This is a genomic window from Allocellulophaga tsushimaensis (genome assembly GCF_055383085.1).
This window is the reverse complement of sequence record NZ_AP039451.1, coordinates 4433533-4450019: the sequence shown is the minus strand read 5'-3', so window position 1 is coordinate 4450019 and position 16487 is coordinate 4433533. Positions and strand designations below refer to the sequence as shown.

The following is a 16487-nucleotide window of genomic DNA, read 5'->3' as shown; positions in this document are numbered from 1 at the left end:
TGTTATCTTATTTGTTTTTAGGGTTTGTTTTTTAAAATATTATTACAAATAGGCTAAAATTTGGTAATAATATTGTGACGGCAAATATGTGAACAAAAAAACTAAAAAAAAAATCATTTGGTATTGATTTTTCGGTTTTTTTTCACCATGTTAAAGGCGTAATAATTATAACCTTCTAAATATATTGTTTTTATATTGAAAAATATGAGTTTTAACAAAATTTCTTTTAGAGTTAGGTATGGAGAAACTGATCAAATGGGAGTGGTGTACCATGGCAATTACCCACAATACCTAGAGATGGGTAGAATAGAGTGGTTGCGTAAATTTGGTATTTCTTACAAAGAGATGGAAAAAAATAGTGTAATGTTGCCAGTGGTTTCTTTAAGTATAAATTACAAAAAATCTGCTTTTTATGATGATGTTTTAACGGTAGAAACTAAACTTAAAAAAACTCCTACAGTTAAGATAGAATTTGACTATTTGGTGTACAACCAAAATAATGAACTTTTGATTGAAGCAAATACAATTTTGGCTTTTATGGATGCAAAACGAAAAAAACCAATAAGATGCCCAAAATACATTTTAGACAAGGTTACTTAATGAATTTGTAGTCTGTTCAATTCAATTTTCAATTTCTTGAATCGTTACGCCGTAAAAATTCTCAAATAGTTTGTAAACAGCATCGGTATTATTTTTTCGTACAGCGATACGAAAAGTACAATCCATTTCTAAAGTTTGTTGTACTATGCTAATGTGTTGCTGCTTTATAATTCGCATTACCTTATCCATTTCTGCATAGCTAAAAGAAATTTTATATTCTTTCTCTATTGTTTTTTCTAGTATCGTAGCGGCATCTAAAGCCATTTGAGCAGTTGTTTTGTATGAAGATATTAATCCGCCAACACCAAGTTTAGTACCCCCAAATATCCTTGCGACTGCTATAAGGATGTTAGTAACTTCAAAAGATTGTATCTGCCCATAAATTGGTGCCCCAGCAGAATTATTAGGTTCACCATCATCATTAGCTCTGTAACGAATAGTTTCTGAGCCTAATTGCCATGCATAACAAACATGGTTAGCGGTGTAATGTTTTTTCTTTAACGCTTCAATAATTGGTTTTACTTCATTTTCTGAGGTGATAGGAAATGCATATCCAAAGAATTTACTCTTCTTTTCTTTAAATAAAACTTCATCAGAAGGTTTTAATATGGTTTTGTAAGTGTCTTTTATATTATCCATTAAAACTTGAGACTAATAAGATACTGATTATTGCAAGGGCAATACCACTCCAATTCTTTAAAGATAGTTTTTCTTTAAATAATAAAACCCCTAATAAAGTTGAGAATAATACAATAGCGACATTATTGATGGTAAAAATTTGCGAACTATTTAAGTATTGGTTTTCCAAAGCTTTTAATAAATAGTAAATAGAAAAAAAATTAGGCACCCCTAAAACAATACCTCCTGTAACATTTTTAATATTTATTTTAAAAGGTTTTTTAAAGCTTTTAGCGATAATAATAATAAAACCAATACATGCTGCTACACCAAATATTGTGGCAGAAAATAAAGAGGTATCCGTTTTGGGTACATATTTTAATTGCACATATTTTAAAGAAACATCTACAAGACCAGAGCCTATAAAAACGGCTATGGGTAGTAAAAAAGTTGATTTTCCTTGAGTGGCATTATTAGTACGCTTATCTTTTCCTGCAGCAAAATAAACTGCAGCGATGGCTAATAAAATGCCAATAATTTTTACATAATTTAAATTGTCTTTGTATGCAATAACGCCATAAAGGACTGGCATTACAAATGACATTTTGGTGGCAACTGAAGCTGCTGAAACACCAACTTTTTGCGCAGCGGAAGCCATTAAATTAAAGACCGAAATAAAAAGTATTGCAATGAATAAAGTGCCTATAAACCATTTTTTATGAATAATACTGGTAATGCTTATTGTAGATTCAGAAAAAAATAAACCTACTGAACATGCAACAACATAATTAGTGATAATGGCATAAAATGTTTGTATCTGATACTTAGCAAAGAGTTTAAAAACCACAAAAATTAAACTAGAAAAAAGAACGCTAAGTGCTAAATATAACATGCTAGATATAATTTTTTAAATTGATGATGTCTTCTGAACCAACTTGTAAATTCCAACATTTAATTCCTGTTGAAGTGGCAGCATCTGTATTTTCTTGGGTATCATCAATAAAAAAACATTCTCCAGCTTTTAAACTATTTTGTTCTAATACAAATTCATAGCTATTGGTATTTGGTTTTCTAAGCTTTATCTCATGCGATAAGTAAAATTGTTCAAAACAATTTTTAAATCTATTAAAACGATCTATACCCATATTTTTGATTACTTTTTCGATATGAAATTCATTAGTATTGCTTAATAAAAACAGGCGATATTCTTTTTCAGCGGCTAGCTGTTCTATAAAGTCTAATCGATATTCAGGGAAATCTAGAATAATACTGTTCCATGCATTTTTAATTTTTGTAATAGAAGTTTTAGGAAACATTAAATGAAGTGTATTCATAAATGTTTCAGAAGTAATGCCTCCCATTTCATAATCTTTACAGAGTTGTTCAAATTCGGCTGTTAAAATAACAAGCCCTAATTTTTCCATTTCTCGGTATGGAGCTTTTTTATCTAGATTGATGAAAATATCTCCAAAATCAAAAATGAGATTTTTAATCATTGTATATGTAAGTTAAAGTATCCGTTTTTATTTTTTGAGTTGTTTTAGGGCCTTTGGAAATCTGTGGGGCTTTAATACCTTTTTTAAAAAAGGTATTCCCTTTAAAAATTCTGGCCTCATCCCATAAATGGGCGTCTATAAAAGTTTGAAGTGTTTGCGTACCCCCTTCAATGATAAGGCTTGTAATTTGATGTTTGTGTAGTACGGTACAGATTTGCGCTGCAATATGCTGAGAAAAATCAATCACTTCATAAAGAATACCTTCTATATACTGATTAGTATTGGCGGTTTCAGTAATTATAATTGTAGGTGCAGCATCATCTAAGATATGATGATTAGGAGTAACTTTTAAAGTTCTATCGAGCAATATTCGTGTAGGGCTTTTGCCTTTCCAGTTCCTTGTATTTAATTTAGGATTGTCTGCTATAGCTGTATTTGTACCTACTAATATGGCTTGCTCTTCGCCTCTCCATTTATGAACAAGCTGTCTAGAAACGGTATTGCTAATCCAAAATGGACTCGGATTTTTCTTTCTTTCTTTTGGGTCAGGCGCTATAAAACCATCTTTTGTTTCTGCCCATTTTAATATAATATAAGGTCTTTCCTTTTCTTGAAAACTTAAAAATCTTTTATGGTGTGTTCGGCATTCTTTTTCTAAAACACCAAGTGTAACAGTAACACCAGCCTCTTTAAGTTTTTTATAGCCCTTTCCTGAAACTTTTTTATTTGGATCCAGAATCCCAATTACTACTTTAGGGATTCCATATTTTAGAATTAAATCGGCGCAAGGAGGAGTTTTTCCATAATGTGAACAGGGCTCTAGTGTAACATATAAAGTAGATTTAACGAGTAATGATTTGTTTTGCACACTTTCTATGGCATTTACTTCTGCATGATGTCCGCCAAAAGGGCTAGTGAAGCCTTCGCCAATAATTTTATGATTACACACAATAATAGCACCAACCGTTGGGTTAGGAGCAGTATATCCTAAGCCATTTTTTGCGATTTTAATAGCTCTTTTGATATACTTTTCATCTGTATTTTTTGTAACTGCTACTATATCAGATTTAAGACTCATTTTTCAATGCTCTAATTGGCATAAAATTTTAGGATTATATACATTTCATGTATCTTCACAGCACAAAAATAAGATATTAAAACTGACTTATTTTTAAGAATTTATGGAAAGTATCATTATAAGAGAAATCAAAAAAAAAGATAATAGCGCTGTGGCACAAGTGATCCGTAAAGTTTTGGTAGATTTAGGTGTGCCAAAAGTTGGTACAGCCTATGAAGATACTGCCTTAGACAGTATGTTTGAAAATTATAATGTGCCTAAAGCTACTTATTTTGTAGTTGAAAAAAATAAAGAAATAGTAGGGTGCGCTGGGGTTGCACAATTAGAGAATTATAAAGGTAATGTTTGCGAGCTTCAAAAAATGTACTTTTTAGACGAAATAAGAGGTAAAGGTATTGGGGCTAAAATGATGCAAATGTGTTTAGATAAAGCAAAAGAATATGGTTTTGAAAAAGTATATATAGAAACAATGCCTTTTATGAAAGCTGCACAAAAATTATATGTAAAATCTGGATTTGAATACCTAGACAAACCGATGGGAAATACAGGTCATTATTCATGTCCAGTATGGATGCTTAAGCGTTTAATATAAATAGAACTGCACTGGAGTCATTTTCTAAAATATGCTATTAAAAGAAATAAAAAATATCTTTCATAAAGAATTAGACCAAATTTATACCAAAGAAGAAGTGTCTAGCTTTTTTTACATGCTTATAGAACACTATTTAAATTTAGAACGCTTTATATTAGCAATAGCGCCAGACTTAATTATAAGCAAAGAAAATGAGCAACCTTTATTTGAAGCTTTGGCAGATTTAAAACTACAAAAACCAATACAATACAGCATTGGGCAAGCCCATTTTATGGATATGGATTTTGTAGTGAATAAAAATGTATTGATACCCAGGCCAGAGACAGAAGAATTGGTGCGGTGGATTATAAAAAAATCTCAGTTAAGATACGGTAAAGCACTAAAAATCTTAGATATAGGTACAGGTAGTGGTTGTATTGCGGTGTGTTTAGTAAAAAATATTCCTAATGCTAAAGTATATGCATTAGATGTGTCTGATAAAGCGTTGCAAGTAGCAAAACAAAATGCGTTTAAAAATGAAGTGGAAATAGACTTTATAGCTGCTGATATTTTAAGTACAAAAAGTTTGGAAGTTTCTTTTGATATTATAGTTTCAAATCCCCCATATGTACGGGAATTAGAAAAAAAAGAAATGACTGCCAATGTATTGGATTATGAACCAGACGAAGCACTTTTTGTTTCAGATGATAATCCTCTTGTATTTTATAAAAAAATCACAGAATTTGCTGTAAAAAACCTAGCTAAAGAAGGCGAGTTGTTTTTTGAGATCAATCAATATTTAGCTAAAGAAACAGTACGTCTTATAGAAAGTAATCATTTTTCTAAGGTTGAATTAAGAAAAGATATGTTTGGTAATGACCGTATGATTTATAGTAAAATATGATAAAAAGTATTGTAGTTTTTTGTGGCAGTAGTGATGGCGTGCATCCAGAATATGGTAAATCTGGCTATAAGCTTGGTGAAACTATGGCAAAGCAGAACATTAAGCTAGTGTATGGAGGAGCAAAAATTGGTGTTATGGGTAAAGTGGCACAAGGTTGCTTGGATGCCAAGGGGTATGTTATTGGTGTAATACCAAAATTTCTCAAAGAAAAAGAAGTGTATCATGCAGGGCTTACTGAGTTAATTATAACCGAAAACATGCAAGAACGTAAGCTTAAAATGCATGAATTGTCAGAGGGTGTTATTACACTTCCTGGTGGTTATGGTACTTTAGAAGAACTATTTGAAATGATTACTTGGGCACAATTAGGATTACATCAAAAGCCAATCGGAATTTTAAATGTTGATGGCTTTTATGATGACTTACTCAAAATGTTGCGCAAAATGGTAGCACAAGGTTTCTTAAAACAAGAAGGTTATGATTTGCTTTTAGTTGACGAAACAATCGACGGTTTACTTCAAAAAATGGAAAATTATAAACCATTCAAAAAATTATAAAAGATTAAAAGGATAAAATCTAATGGATATTCAAGAAAAAATAGAAAACCTTCGTAAAGAACTCCGAGAGCATAATTACAATTATTATGTTTTAGACAAACCAACAATTTCAGATTATGATTTTGATATAAAACTTAAAGAATTACAGGTTTTAGAAGAAAAATATCCGGAATATTATGATGCTACTTCGCCTACTTTAAGAGTTGGCGGTATGGTCACTAAAAATTTCGAAACAGTAGCTCATGATCAAAGAATGTACTCTTTAGATAATTCCTATTCAAAAGAAGATCTAGAAGATTGGGAAAAGCGCATACAGAAAAATTTAGGAGATGTACCAGTAGAATATACATGCGAATTAAAATATGATGGAGCTTCTATAAGTCTTACCTATGAAAATGGAAAATTAACCCAAGCACTTACTAGGGGAGATGGTTTTCAAGGTGATAATGTAACTACCAATATAAAAACCATAAAATCGATTCCACTTCAATTAAAGGGTAATTATCCTCCAAAATTTGATATAAGAGGAGAAATTATATTGCCTTTTGATGGTTTTGATCAAATGAATGCAGAACGAATTGCAAATGGCGAAGAACCTTATATGAATCCAAGAAATACTGCTTCAGGAAGCTTAAAGTTGCAAGATAGTGCTGCAGTTGCTATGCGTCCGTTAGAATGCTTATTATATGGAATTGTGGGTAATAATATTGGAATAACAACACAATGGGAAATGTTAGAAAAAGCAAGAGATTGGGGTTTTAAAGTACCTACTATTGCTAAACTTTGTAAAACAACAGAAGATGTAATGGCTTTTGTAGAAAAATGGGATACAGAGCGTCATCAATTGCCTTATGAAACAGATGGAGTAGTAGTAAAAGTTAATAATTTACAGCACCAAGAAGAACTTGGTTATACTTCTAAATCGCCAAGATGGGCTATGGCATACAAATTTAAAGCCGAGCAAGTATCTACAGTTTTAAATGAAATTACATATCAGGTAGGGCGTACAGGTGCAATTACTCCTGTAGCAAATTTAGAACCTGTATTATTGGCAGGAACAACTGTAAAAAGAGCCTCTTTGCACAATGCAGATCAAATAGCAAAATTAGATATTAGAGAAGGAGATACCGTTTTTGTAGAAAAAGGAGGAGAAATTATTCCTAAAATAATCCGTGTAGATACTACAAAGCGGCCAGAACAATCTAAAGCAACCCATTATATAGAAAAATGCCCAGAATGCGAATCTACTTTAGTACGTACAGAAGGAGATGCAAAGCACTATTGTACAAATTACTATGGCTGTCCACCACAAATTACAGGTAGAATTCAGCATTATATTTCCAGAAAAGCAATGGATATTGAAGGTATGGGAAGTGAAACCATCGAATTGTTATTTAAAGAAAACCTTATTGCTAATTATGCAGATTTATATGTTTTAACAAAAGAACAGGTAATGCCTTTAGAGCGTATGGCAGAAAAATCTGCTGAAAACTTAGTCAATGGCGTTTTAAACTCTACTAAAATTCCTTATGAACGGGTACTATTTGCATTGGGTATTCGTTTTGTAGGCGAAACCGTGGCTAAAAAACTCGCTAAAGCATATAAAAATATAGATGCGCTCATAAACGCAAGCGCAGAAGAACTTGTTTTGGTAGATGAGATTGGTGACCGTATTGCGAATAGTGTGGTAGATTTTTTTAGCAATGAAGCCAATCTAGAAATTATAGAAAGATTAAAAAGTTATGGAGTTCAATTTGAAATTTCAGCAGATAAATTAGAAAATCAAACCGAAAAACTAAAAGGACAGACTTATGTTGTTTCTGGAGTTTTTATAAAAGTATCTAGAACTGAATTAAAGAAAATAATAGAAGATAATGGAGGTAAAGTAGGCTCATCTGTTTCTTCTAAAACAACATTTTTAATTGCAGGAGATAAAATGGGGCCTAGTAAACGTGTAAAAGCAGAGAACCTTGGGGTTGCTATTATATCAGAAGAGGAGTTTTTATCGCAAATAGCAACTTAACACATATGTTCTTCATATAAAATCATACTTCATGGTATAAGTAAAAATCATTAAAGAACTTTATGACAAATAAACTAAACCATGAAAAAAATTACTTTTTTTCTAGTATTGCTGGTTTCTATTTCAGCAACAGCTAGAAATATTTATGTTTCTAAAAGAGGAAACGATACCAATGATGGTACTTTAAGTAGTCCATATTTAACCATCTCTAAAGCAGCATCAGTTGCTGTTGCAGGAGATATTGTGCATATAGGACAAGGAACCTATGAAGAAACACTTACACCAACAAATTCAGGTGCTGCAGGACAACCCATTGTTTTTACTTCCATGCCAGGAGAAAGAGTTATTATTACGGCAATGCAAGCACTTAGTGGATGGGTGTCTGATGGAGGAGCTATTTACAAGACAACAGTAGATTGGGATCTAGGCCAAGAAAATTTTGTGTTACATAATGATACTGCATTGGATTTGGCAAGATGGCCAAATAATACTGATGGTATGCCATTTACACAAGATTCTAGGCGTAACCAAGGGGGGAGTCCTTCTAATGCTATAAATACAAATCGTAAAGGTTTTTTAACTTCAAATGAGATCCCTAATATAGATTGGACAGGCGGTTCATTATGGTTTTATGGTGATAAGCCTGGTTCTGGCTGGTTAGCATGGAAAGAGTTTATTACTGGAAGTGCTTCAGGACGAGTAGATTTTGATATTACTAAAAGCGCTCAATTAAGTTGGATTTATACTTTTCATGCTCCAAATGATAGAGGAGATTTTTATTTAGAAGGCGTAAAAGGAGCTTTAGATTATGAAAATGAATGGTGGTTTGATACCGTTACTAAAGAATTATATGTTCAAATCCCTGGAGGAGATGCTCCTCAAAATGGAGCTATCCAAATGCGAAGAAGAAAAATAGCTGTAAATTTTAACGGTAAAAGTTATATTGAACTTCGAAATTTGGCTGTTTTTGGAGGTAGTATAGAAATTAGAAATAATGCCAATAATATTACACTATCTGGTGTGTCTTCTTTTTATGGGAGTCATTCAAGAGGTGTTTTTAATGGGTTTAATAGTGGTTTAGCTAGTGTTTTAGTAAGAGCAAATAATGTTACTATAGATAGGTGTGAAATAGCTTTTAATGCTACCGGGGGTATAAATATGTCTGGTAATTTTAATGAAATTACCAACTCTTATGTCCATGATTTTAATTATAACGGTACTTATGATGCGCCTTTAGTAGTTAGAGGTATTAGTGACTCTAAAGTGAATAATAATACGATCTTTAATGGCGGTAGAGATGCTATTGGTTACAATGGCTCCCGTAACGAATTTTCGTATAATGATGTCTCACGTAGTAATTTAATTTCGGATGATTGTGCATTATTTTATTCGGTTGGGAGACAACCAGATACTGAAGTTCATCACAATTGGTTTCATGATACTTATTCTAGTGGAAGCAAAAGAAAAGCAGCCGGTATTTATTTAGATACCAATGGTGCTGGCTATTCCATACACCATAATGTGGTGTGGAATACTGAATGGACAGGAATTCAGATTAATTGGGACGGCGCAGATAATGATATTTTTAACAATACCTTTTATAATAATGAAGGGGGGGTTATGGGAGCTTGGCATAAAGAAGGTACCGCTTTTAGTAATATAAAAGTTTGGAATAATTTAGCCAGTGATACAAATTTTGAACCACAATCTGATAAACGAAATAACTTAACGGTAAACGCATCAGTATATACAAATGTAGCCTTAGGAGATTTTAGATTACAGTCTGGAACATCACCTATAGATCAAGGATTAGAAATACCTGGAATTACAGATGGTTTTGTTGGTGATAATCCAGATGTTGGAGCCTATGAGTTAGGAACAGATTGGGTAGCGGGTATCGATTGGGATCCTCAACTTGGACCAGCTGGTTTAGGATGCTATGGTTTACCAGGAGAAAACTGCATCCGTTTACCACAGAACGATGCCGATAATGACGGGGTAAGTGATGAAAATGATGTATGCCCGGATACTCCAGAAAATACTACAGTGGATGCTACAGGTTGCCCTGTGTATACACTACCAGTAGATAATTTTACACTATTAGGAACAGGAGAAACCTGTAGAAATAGTGATAACGGAACAATAGAGATTTCTGCAAAAGAAAATTTAACCTATACAGCAACTATTGAAGGGGGTGCATCTAAGACTTTTACCAGTACTGAAAATGCTTTGTTTCAAGAGATGGCTTCTGGAACGTATACAGTTTGTATTACAACAACGGCAGATGCTAATTATGAGCAATGTTTTACTATAATTATTGATCAGCCAGAAGACCTATCAGTAACTTCAAAAGTAAACTTATCAGGAAAATCGGTAACATTACAATTAGCAGGAGCTGCTAACGATCTTTATCGTATAGAATTAAATGATGTTGTAACCGTAACAGATCAAAAAGAAATTACCTTAGCATTAAAAGATGGAGCAAATAATTTATTGGTAAAAACAGGTAAAGACTGTCAAGGAATACATGAAGAAAAAATTATTATATCAGATGAATCTGTACTTCATCCAAATCCAGTAAAAGACATTCTAACAATTACTATTCCGAGCATTGTAGCGAAGGAACTAACGTATACAGTGTATACAGTTACTGGCCAATTAGTAACTTCAGAGAAAATTAATTTAAATGGGACTGCGGTATCCTTAGATTTTTCTAATTATACAAGTGGCTTATATATTGTTTCTCTAAGTTCAACAAATTATACACTTAAATCAAAAATTATTAAGGAATGAAAAATATAGTAAAAATTATAGCTTATAGTGTATTAGCAACATTGTTTAGTTGTGGCAGTAAAGGGGGAGATGGTGTTGATATGCCTGGAGTAGACCCTACAGTAGAAGCACCAAATGCAGTTACCTTAGTGTTTCCGTTAAAGGATGCAGAATGTAATGAAGGAACCATACTTTCGGATCAAGAAAGTGATGTGCCTTTTGAATGGAATGCAGCGGAAGGTGCGGAGAGTTATACAGTAGTATTAACGAATTTGAATACCAATGTAGAACAATCTATAAATACAACAGAACTAGTAGAAACTATTAGATTGCTAAGAGGAGTTCCCTATTCATGGAGTGTGATTTCTAAAACGAGCAAAACAACCGAGACGGCTACTAGTGAAACTTGGAATTTATATAATGCTGGACCTGGAGAAGAGCGTTATGCTCCTTTTCCAGCAGATGTAATAAGCCCGGTAATGGGAAGTTCGGTTGATACTTCAACCAATTTAAGATGGGAAGGTGCAGATGCTGATAATGATATTGTAGGTTACGATGTATATGTATCAACCACATCACCTCCAACAGATTTATTGGGGAATACGAGCACTACAGAAATGGCAGCCTCTAATTTAGCTGTAGGTAGTATTTATTATTGGCAAGTAATCACTATTGACGGTCATGAAAATAGAACTGCCTCTCAAATTTTTGAATTCCGAACACAATAAATATAATTTCTAGTTCTGAATGAGCCTTTGTGTTGTTCATTTAGAACTAGAAAATATATGTTACAGCTTTAGAGACAAGCCAAATATAATTTGCGAAGGTCTAGCATCAATTCTTCCGCTGTCTACATTTGTAATATTATTATTGATAAAGGCAGCTTCATTAGAAGTAAAACCTCGTTCATAACGGACATCTAAACCAATATTACCAAGGTTTACAGCAGCACCTAAATGAATACCTAATGTAAAATCATTTTCAATATCGCTTAATACTACATCTTGTAAATCTGTATTGAGTAAATATTGAAAAGAAGGTCCAGCAAAGACACTCAAAGGACCAATAACTTGATAGCCTAATAAAACAGGTAAATCAATTTTAGAGATATCATAATCAGTATTCGTTCCATTAAGGCTATAACTACTATTTGTTTTTGTGTAAACCAACTCAGGTTTTAAATAAATTTTGCCTAAATCTAATTTTCCAAAAAAACCAACATGGAAACCAACTTTACCTTCAGACCCAGCAATAAGGTCTTCAGTAGCTGTTTGTACTTGTCTAAAATTTAAATTACCATTTTGGTTGTAGTTAAGACCAGCTTTAATCCCAAAACCAGAATCATTTTGTGCAAATGCAATACAACTTACTAAAGCTAGTATTGCGGTAAAAATTGTTTTTTTCATATAGTTTCATTTTGTTCGTAGATATGTATCAAAGACAATACCAATTCGCTTTTGTTACATATGTGAAAAACGATTTCATAGAATCTTTATTGTTTTCGGGTATTTTAAATATGATTTATTTAAGTCAACTTTATTTTTTTCTTAAGTAATATCCTTTACTAGTTAACTATATTTGTGCACATTTATATTTTTAAAATTTTGAAGTTTACATTAAAACATACTGATCCAAAAAGCAAAGCAAGAGCAGGAGAAATGCTTACCGATCATGGTAAAATAGAAACCCCTATTTTTATGCCAGTAGGTACTGTAGCATCAGTTAAAGGCGTACATCAAAAAGAATTAAAAGAAGAAATTAACCCCGACATTATATTAGGAAACACCTATCATTTATACTTAAGACCAAAAACAGCTATTATAGAAAAAGCAGGAGGACTTCATAAGTTTATGGGATGGGATCGTAATATTCTTACAGATAGTGGAGGATATCAGGTATATTCCTTGTCTGGTAGAAGAAAAATTAAAGAAGAAGGGGTGAAGTTTAAATCTCATATAGATGGATCCTATCATTTTTTTACTCCAGAAAATGTAATGGAAATACAGAGAGTTATAGGAGCGGATATTATTATGGCTTTTGATGAATGTACGCCCTACCCTTGTGATTATAAATATGCACAACGCTCTATGCATATGACACATAGATGGTTAGAACGTTGTATAAAACACTTAGAAAAAACGCCACTAAAGTACGATTATGCACAAACTTTTTTTCCTATTGTACAAGGCTCTACCTATAAAGATTTAAGAAAGCAATCTGCGGAATATATAGCAGGAGTAGGTGCCGAAGGGAATGCAATAGGCGGACTTTCTGTAGGAGAACCAGCGGACGAAATGTACGCGATGACAGAGGTAGTTTGTAATATCTTACCAGAAGATAAACCAAGGTATTTAATGGGCGTAGGAACACCTATTAATATATTAGAAAATATTGCATTAGGTATTGATATGTTTGATTGTGTTATGCCTACCCGTAATGCTAGAAATGGAATGTTATTTACTGCGCATGGAACCATCAATATAAAGAATAAAAAATGGGAAGATGATTTTTCTCCTTTAGATGAAATGGGAACTACTTTTGTAGATAGAGAATACTCAAAAGCATATTTAAGGCATTTATTTGCTGCAAATGAATATTTAGGAAAACAAATAGCAACCATACATAATTTAGGCTTTTATTTATGGCTCACTAGAGAAGCTAGAAAACATATTTTAGCAGGAGATTTCTACGAATGGAAAAATATAATGGTAAAACAAATGGATAAAAGATTATAGCCTTGACTATTTTAGATAAATATATATTAAAGCGATATTTAGTGACTTTTTCGGTCATGATTGCATTATTTGTTCCAATTGGTATTATGATTCATTTGGCGGAACAACTAGGTAAAATGCAAGACAATGATGCACCTTTAAATGAAATATTAATTTATTTAGGAAACTTTTCTATTTATATCGGAAGTTTATTATTTCCAATTTTTCTTTTTTTATCCGTAATCTTTTTTACCTCTAAACTGGCAAGTAATACAGAAATTGTAGCGATATTAAGTTCAGGTGTTTCTTATCTTAGGTTTTTAAGACCCTATTTTATTGGAGCAACTATAATAGCATTGTTAATGCTTTTAATGGGTATGTTTATTGTACCAGCTGCAAGTAAAGGTTTTAATGAATTTAAATACAAGTATTTAAAAAAGAATAAGAAGGATAGGATAGATAAAAATATCTTTAATCAACTTAATGAAAATGACTTTATGTATGTCAGTAGTTATGAAGCTGCACGTCAATTGGGGCATAATTTTACATTTGAGCATTTTAATGAAGATAATAAACTAGAATATAAAATATCTGCATCAAACATCAGATGGTCTGCTAAAGACAGTACATATAAATTAACGAATTATTTAAAAAGGACGTTACATTCAGATAATACAGAAACCATAGAAACAAAAAGAAATTTAGATACTATTTTTCAATTTAATATAAATGATCTTGCTCCAGTATCCTATATCGCGGAGACTAAAAACCTTTTTGAGTTAGATGAATTTATAACCAATCAAAGGCGTAAAGGTGCCACAAATATTAATTCTTATGTTTTAGTAAAATACCGGCGTTGGTCATTACCAATTACTGCCATTATTTTAACTTTAATAGCAGTGGCGGTATCTTCTCAAAAACGTAGAGGAGGTATAGGTGTAAATTTAGCTTTTGGTATTATGGTAGCATTTATCTACATATTTTTCGATAAAGTTTTTGGCACCCTAGCAGAACAATCTGGGTTTTCACCACTTTTAGCGGTAACCATACCAAATGTAGTTTTTGGCGTATTTGGTGTGTATCTCCTTAACAGGGCAAAACGATAAGTATAATAGCGTGTTTTAGTTATGAATACGAAGTTAAAAAACTACCTACACTTACATTTTTTAGTTTTTATTGCAGGTTTTACAGCTATATTAGGCAAATTAATTAGCATAGAGGCTGTCTCTTTAGTATGGTACAGAATGTTAATAGCTGCTATTTTAATGTATGTATACATTAAAATAAAGAAGGTTGATATTCGTATTTCAAGAAAATCATTTTTAAAATTAGCGTTAGCAGGAATAGTTATAGCATTGCATTGGATTACTTTTTTTGGAGCAATAGATGCTTCTAATGCATCAATAGCCTTAGCAATGTTTTCTACTGGAGCTTTTTTTGCCTCATTTATAGAACCTATTATATTTAAACGAAAGTTAATTTGGTACGAAATTGTTTTTGGAGTAATCGTAGTTTTTGGGATCTATATTATTTTAGAAAGTGAAATACGCTATGTAAAAGGAATGATTTTAGGGGTTTTATCCGCTTTTTTATCTTCCTTATTTGCAGTATTAAACGGAAAATTCTTAGAAAAACATTCCGCTACCAAAATATCATTTTATGAATTTATCAGTGGCGTTTTATTTATAACCCTTTTTCTTTGCTTTTATAATGATGGTTTTACTATAGAATTCTTTCAATTAAAAGCACTAGATCTAGTATACTTATTTATTTTAGCCTCAATATGTACAGCTTATGCTTTTATAGCGTCTACCTATGTAATGAAACAAATTACACCATATACAGTGGTCCTAACGTATAATTTAGAGCCTATTTATGGTATTATTTTAGCATTACTCTTATTTCCTAAGACCGAAAAAATGTCTTCTAATTTCTATTATGGAGTAGCCATTATTTTAGGAGTAGTGGTTTTAAATGGAATATTAAAAAACATGAAATTCCTTAAAAAAAAGGATTAGGAATTAGACGAAGCTATTTTATATTTTATATTTGTCTGTTGATTTAAATAAAAGAACAATACGCATGGAATATTTAGATTTTGAACTTCCCATTAAAGAACTAGAAGAGCAATTAGATAAATGTATGATTATTGGCGAAGAAAGTGATGTTGATGTTACTGAAACCTGTAAGCAAATTGAAAAGAAATTAGCGGACACACGTAAAGATATCTACAAAAACCTTACAGCTTGGCAAAGAGTACAATTATCTAGACATCCAAATAGACCATATACCTTAGACTATATTAATGCTATTTGTGGCGATACGTTTTTAGAATTGCATGGCGATAGAAATGTAAAGGATGATAAAGCTATGATTGGTGGTTTAGGAAAAATAAAAGACCAGAGCTTTATGTTTATTGGGCAGCAAAAAGGCTACAATACAAAAACACGTCAATACCGTAATTTTGGTATGGCAAATCCTGAGGGCTATAGAAAGGCCTTGCGTTTAATGAAATCTGCAGAAAAATTTAATGTTCCAGTAATATGTTTGGTAGACACCCCAGGTGCTTACCCAGGTATTGAAGCAGAAGAACGTGGGCAAGGAGAGGCAATTGCCCGTAATATTTTAGAAATGACGCGTTTAAAAGTGCCCATAATTGTAATGATTATAGGAGAAGGTGCTTCAGGTGGTGCATTAGGTATTGGTGTAGGAGATAAAGTATTAATGTTAGAGAATACATGGTATTCTGTAATATCTCCAGAATCTTGTTCCTCTATTTTATGGAGAAGTTGGGAATATAAAGAAATTGCAGCAGAAGCTTTAAAATTAACCGCTTCAGATATGAAAAAACTGAAGTTAATTGATGAAATTATTAGAGAGCCAGCAGGTGGCGCGCATACCGATAGGGATAAGACATTTACTACAGTAAAAAATAAAATTATGTTGCATTTTGAAGAGCTAAAAAAGTTATCACCAAAAGAATTGGTTAAACAGCGAATGAATAAATATGCAAATATGGGAGTCTATAATGGGTAACACCTAGCTTCAATACATTTATAAAATCTGAAAACTTAAACATTTCAGATTTTTTTTTGTTATCAACATAAATTTGTAACTTATCAACAGTGTAATTGTTGATTACCTGTGGATAGTC

At 32.2% G+C, this 16487-nt stretch carries 16 protein-coding genes; 11 read left to right on the top strand and 5 right to left on the bottom strand.

Annotation, left to right across the window (positions count from 1 at the left end):
• The first annotated feature begins 204 nt into the window (after positions 1-204).
• Positions 205-600: an acyl-CoA thioesterase gene (locus ACZ451_RS19135; RefSeq protein WP_464215015.1), complete on the top strand. Its 396-nt coding sequence runs from the start codon at positions 205-207 to the stop codon at positions 598-600.
• Positions 601-621: 21 nt separating this feature from the next.
• On the opposite strand, the gene ACZ451_RS19130 is transcribed toward ACZ451_RS19135, so the two are convergent.
• Genes ACZ451_RS19130 through ribD form a run of 4 tightly spaced genes read right to left on the bottom strand, consistent with a single transcriptional unit; the run spans position 622 to position 3792 of the window.
• Positions 622-1239: an IMPACT family protein gene (locus tag ACZ451_RS19130; RefSeq protein WP_464215014.1), complete on the bottom strand. Its 618-nt coding sequence runs from the start codon at positions 1237-1239 to the stop codon at positions 622-624.
• Positions 1232-2110: an EamA family transporter gene (locus tag ACZ451_RS19125; protein WP_464215013.1), complete on the bottom strand. Its 879-nt coding sequence runs from the start codon at positions 2108-2110 to the stop codon at positions 1232-1234. Before ACZ451_RS19125 ends, ACZ451_RS19130 begins: the two co-directional genes overlap by 8 nt.
• Position 2111: 1 nt before the next feature.
• On the bottom strand, positions 2112-2714 hold the full coding sequence (locus ACZ451_RS19120) for an HAD-IA family hydrolase (RefSeq protein WP_464215012.1): 603 nt from the start codon (positions 2712-2714) through the stop codon (positions 2112-2114).
• Entirely contained in the window at positions 2707-3792 is a 1086-nt protein-coding gene (gene ribD / locus ACZ451_RS19115) for a bifunctional diaminohydroxyphosphoribosylaminopyrimidine deaminase/5-amino-6-(5-phosphoribosylamino)uracil reductase RibD (protein ID WP_464215011.1), read from the bottom strand. Before ribD ends, ACZ451_RS19120 begins: the two co-directional genes overlap by 8 nt.
• Before the next feature lie 103 nt (positions 3793-3895).
• On the opposite strand from ribD, the gene ACZ451_RS19110 reads away from it, so the two are divergent.
• From ACZ451_RS19110 to ACZ451_RS19085, 6 genes are all read left to right on the top strand, one after another.
• Positions 3896-4384 carry a GNAT family N-acetyltransferase gene (locus ACZ451_RS19110; RefSeq protein ID WP_464215010.1) on the top strand — a complete coding sequence of 163 codons (489 nt, stop codon included), beginning with the start codon at positions 3896-3898 and terminating at the stop codon, positions 4382-4384.
• 31 nt (positions 4385-4415) lie between these two features.
• Positions 4416-5267: a peptide chain release factor N(5)-glutamine methyltransferase gene (gene prmC / locus ACZ451_RS19105; protein ID WP_464215009.1), complete on the top strand. Its 852-nt coding sequence runs from the start codon at positions 4416-4418 to the stop codon at positions 5265-5267.
• Positions 5264-5824 (top strand): LOG family protein, encoded by a 561-nt coding sequence (locus ACZ451_RS19100; RefSeq protein ID WP_464215008.1) that lies wholly within the window; start codon positions 5264-5266, stop codon positions 5822-5824. Before prmC ends, ACZ451_RS19100 begins: the two co-directional genes overlap by 4 nt.
• 22 nt (positions 5825-5846) lie before the next feature.
• Positions 5847-7847 carry an NAD-dependent DNA ligase LigA gene (gene ligA / locus ACZ451_RS19095; RefSeq protein WP_464215007.1) on the top strand — a complete coding sequence of 667 codons (2001 nt, stop codon included), beginning with the start codon at positions 5847-5849 and terminating at the stop codon, positions 7845-7847.
• Between the two features lie 81 nt (positions 7848-7928).
• Positions 7929-10640 (top strand): T9SS type A sorting domain-containing protein, encoded by a 2712-nt coding sequence (locus ACZ451_RS19090; protein ID WP_464215006.1) that lies wholly within the window; start codon positions 7929-7931, stop codon positions 10638-10640.
• Entirely contained in the window at positions 10637-11347 is a 711-nt protein-coding gene (locus ACZ451_RS19085) for a hypothetical protein (protein ID WP_464215005.1), read from the top strand. Before ACZ451_RS19090 ends, ACZ451_RS19085 begins: the two co-directional genes overlap by 4 nt.
• Positions 11348-11407: 60 nt before the next feature.
• On the opposite strand, the gene ACZ451_RS19080 is transcribed toward ACZ451_RS19085, so the two are convergent.
• A complete protein-coding gene (locus tag ACZ451_RS19080) occupies positions 11408-12025 on the bottom strand; it encodes a porin family protein (protein ID WP_464215004.1) in 618 nt (205 codons plus the stop codon).
• A gap of 198 nt (positions 12026-12223) precedes the next feature.
• On the opposite strand from ACZ451_RS19080, the gene tgt reads away from it, so the two are divergent.
• The 4 genes from tgt (at position 12224) to ACZ451_RS19060 (ending at position 16369) form a co-directional block, all read left to right on the top strand.
• Complete coding sequence (tgt, locus tag ACZ451_RS19075; protein ID WP_464215003.1) at positions 12224-13354, top strand: tRNA guanosine(34) transglycosylase Tgt; 1131 nt, start codon at positions 12224-12226, stop codon at positions 13352-13354.
• 2 nt (positions 13355-13356) lie between these two features.
• On the top strand, positions 13357-14439 hold the full coding sequence (locus ACZ451_RS19070; protein WP_464215002.1) for an LptF/LptG family permease: 1083 nt from the start codon (positions 13357-13359) through the stop codon (positions 14437-14439).
• 21 nt (positions 14440-14460) lie between these two features.
• Complete coding sequence (locus ACZ451_RS19065) at positions 14461-15351, top strand: DMT family transporter (protein ID WP_464215001.1); 891 nt, start codon at positions 14461-14463, stop codon at positions 15349-15351.
• 64 nt (positions 15352-15415) lie between these two features.
• Positions 15416-16369: an acetyl-CoA carboxylase carboxyltransferase subunit alpha gene (locus ACZ451_RS19060; protein WP_464215000.1), complete on the top strand. Its 954-nt coding sequence runs from the start codon at positions 15416-15418 to the stop codon at positions 16367-16369.
• The last annotated feature ends 118 nt before the right edge of the window (positions 16370-16487 follow it).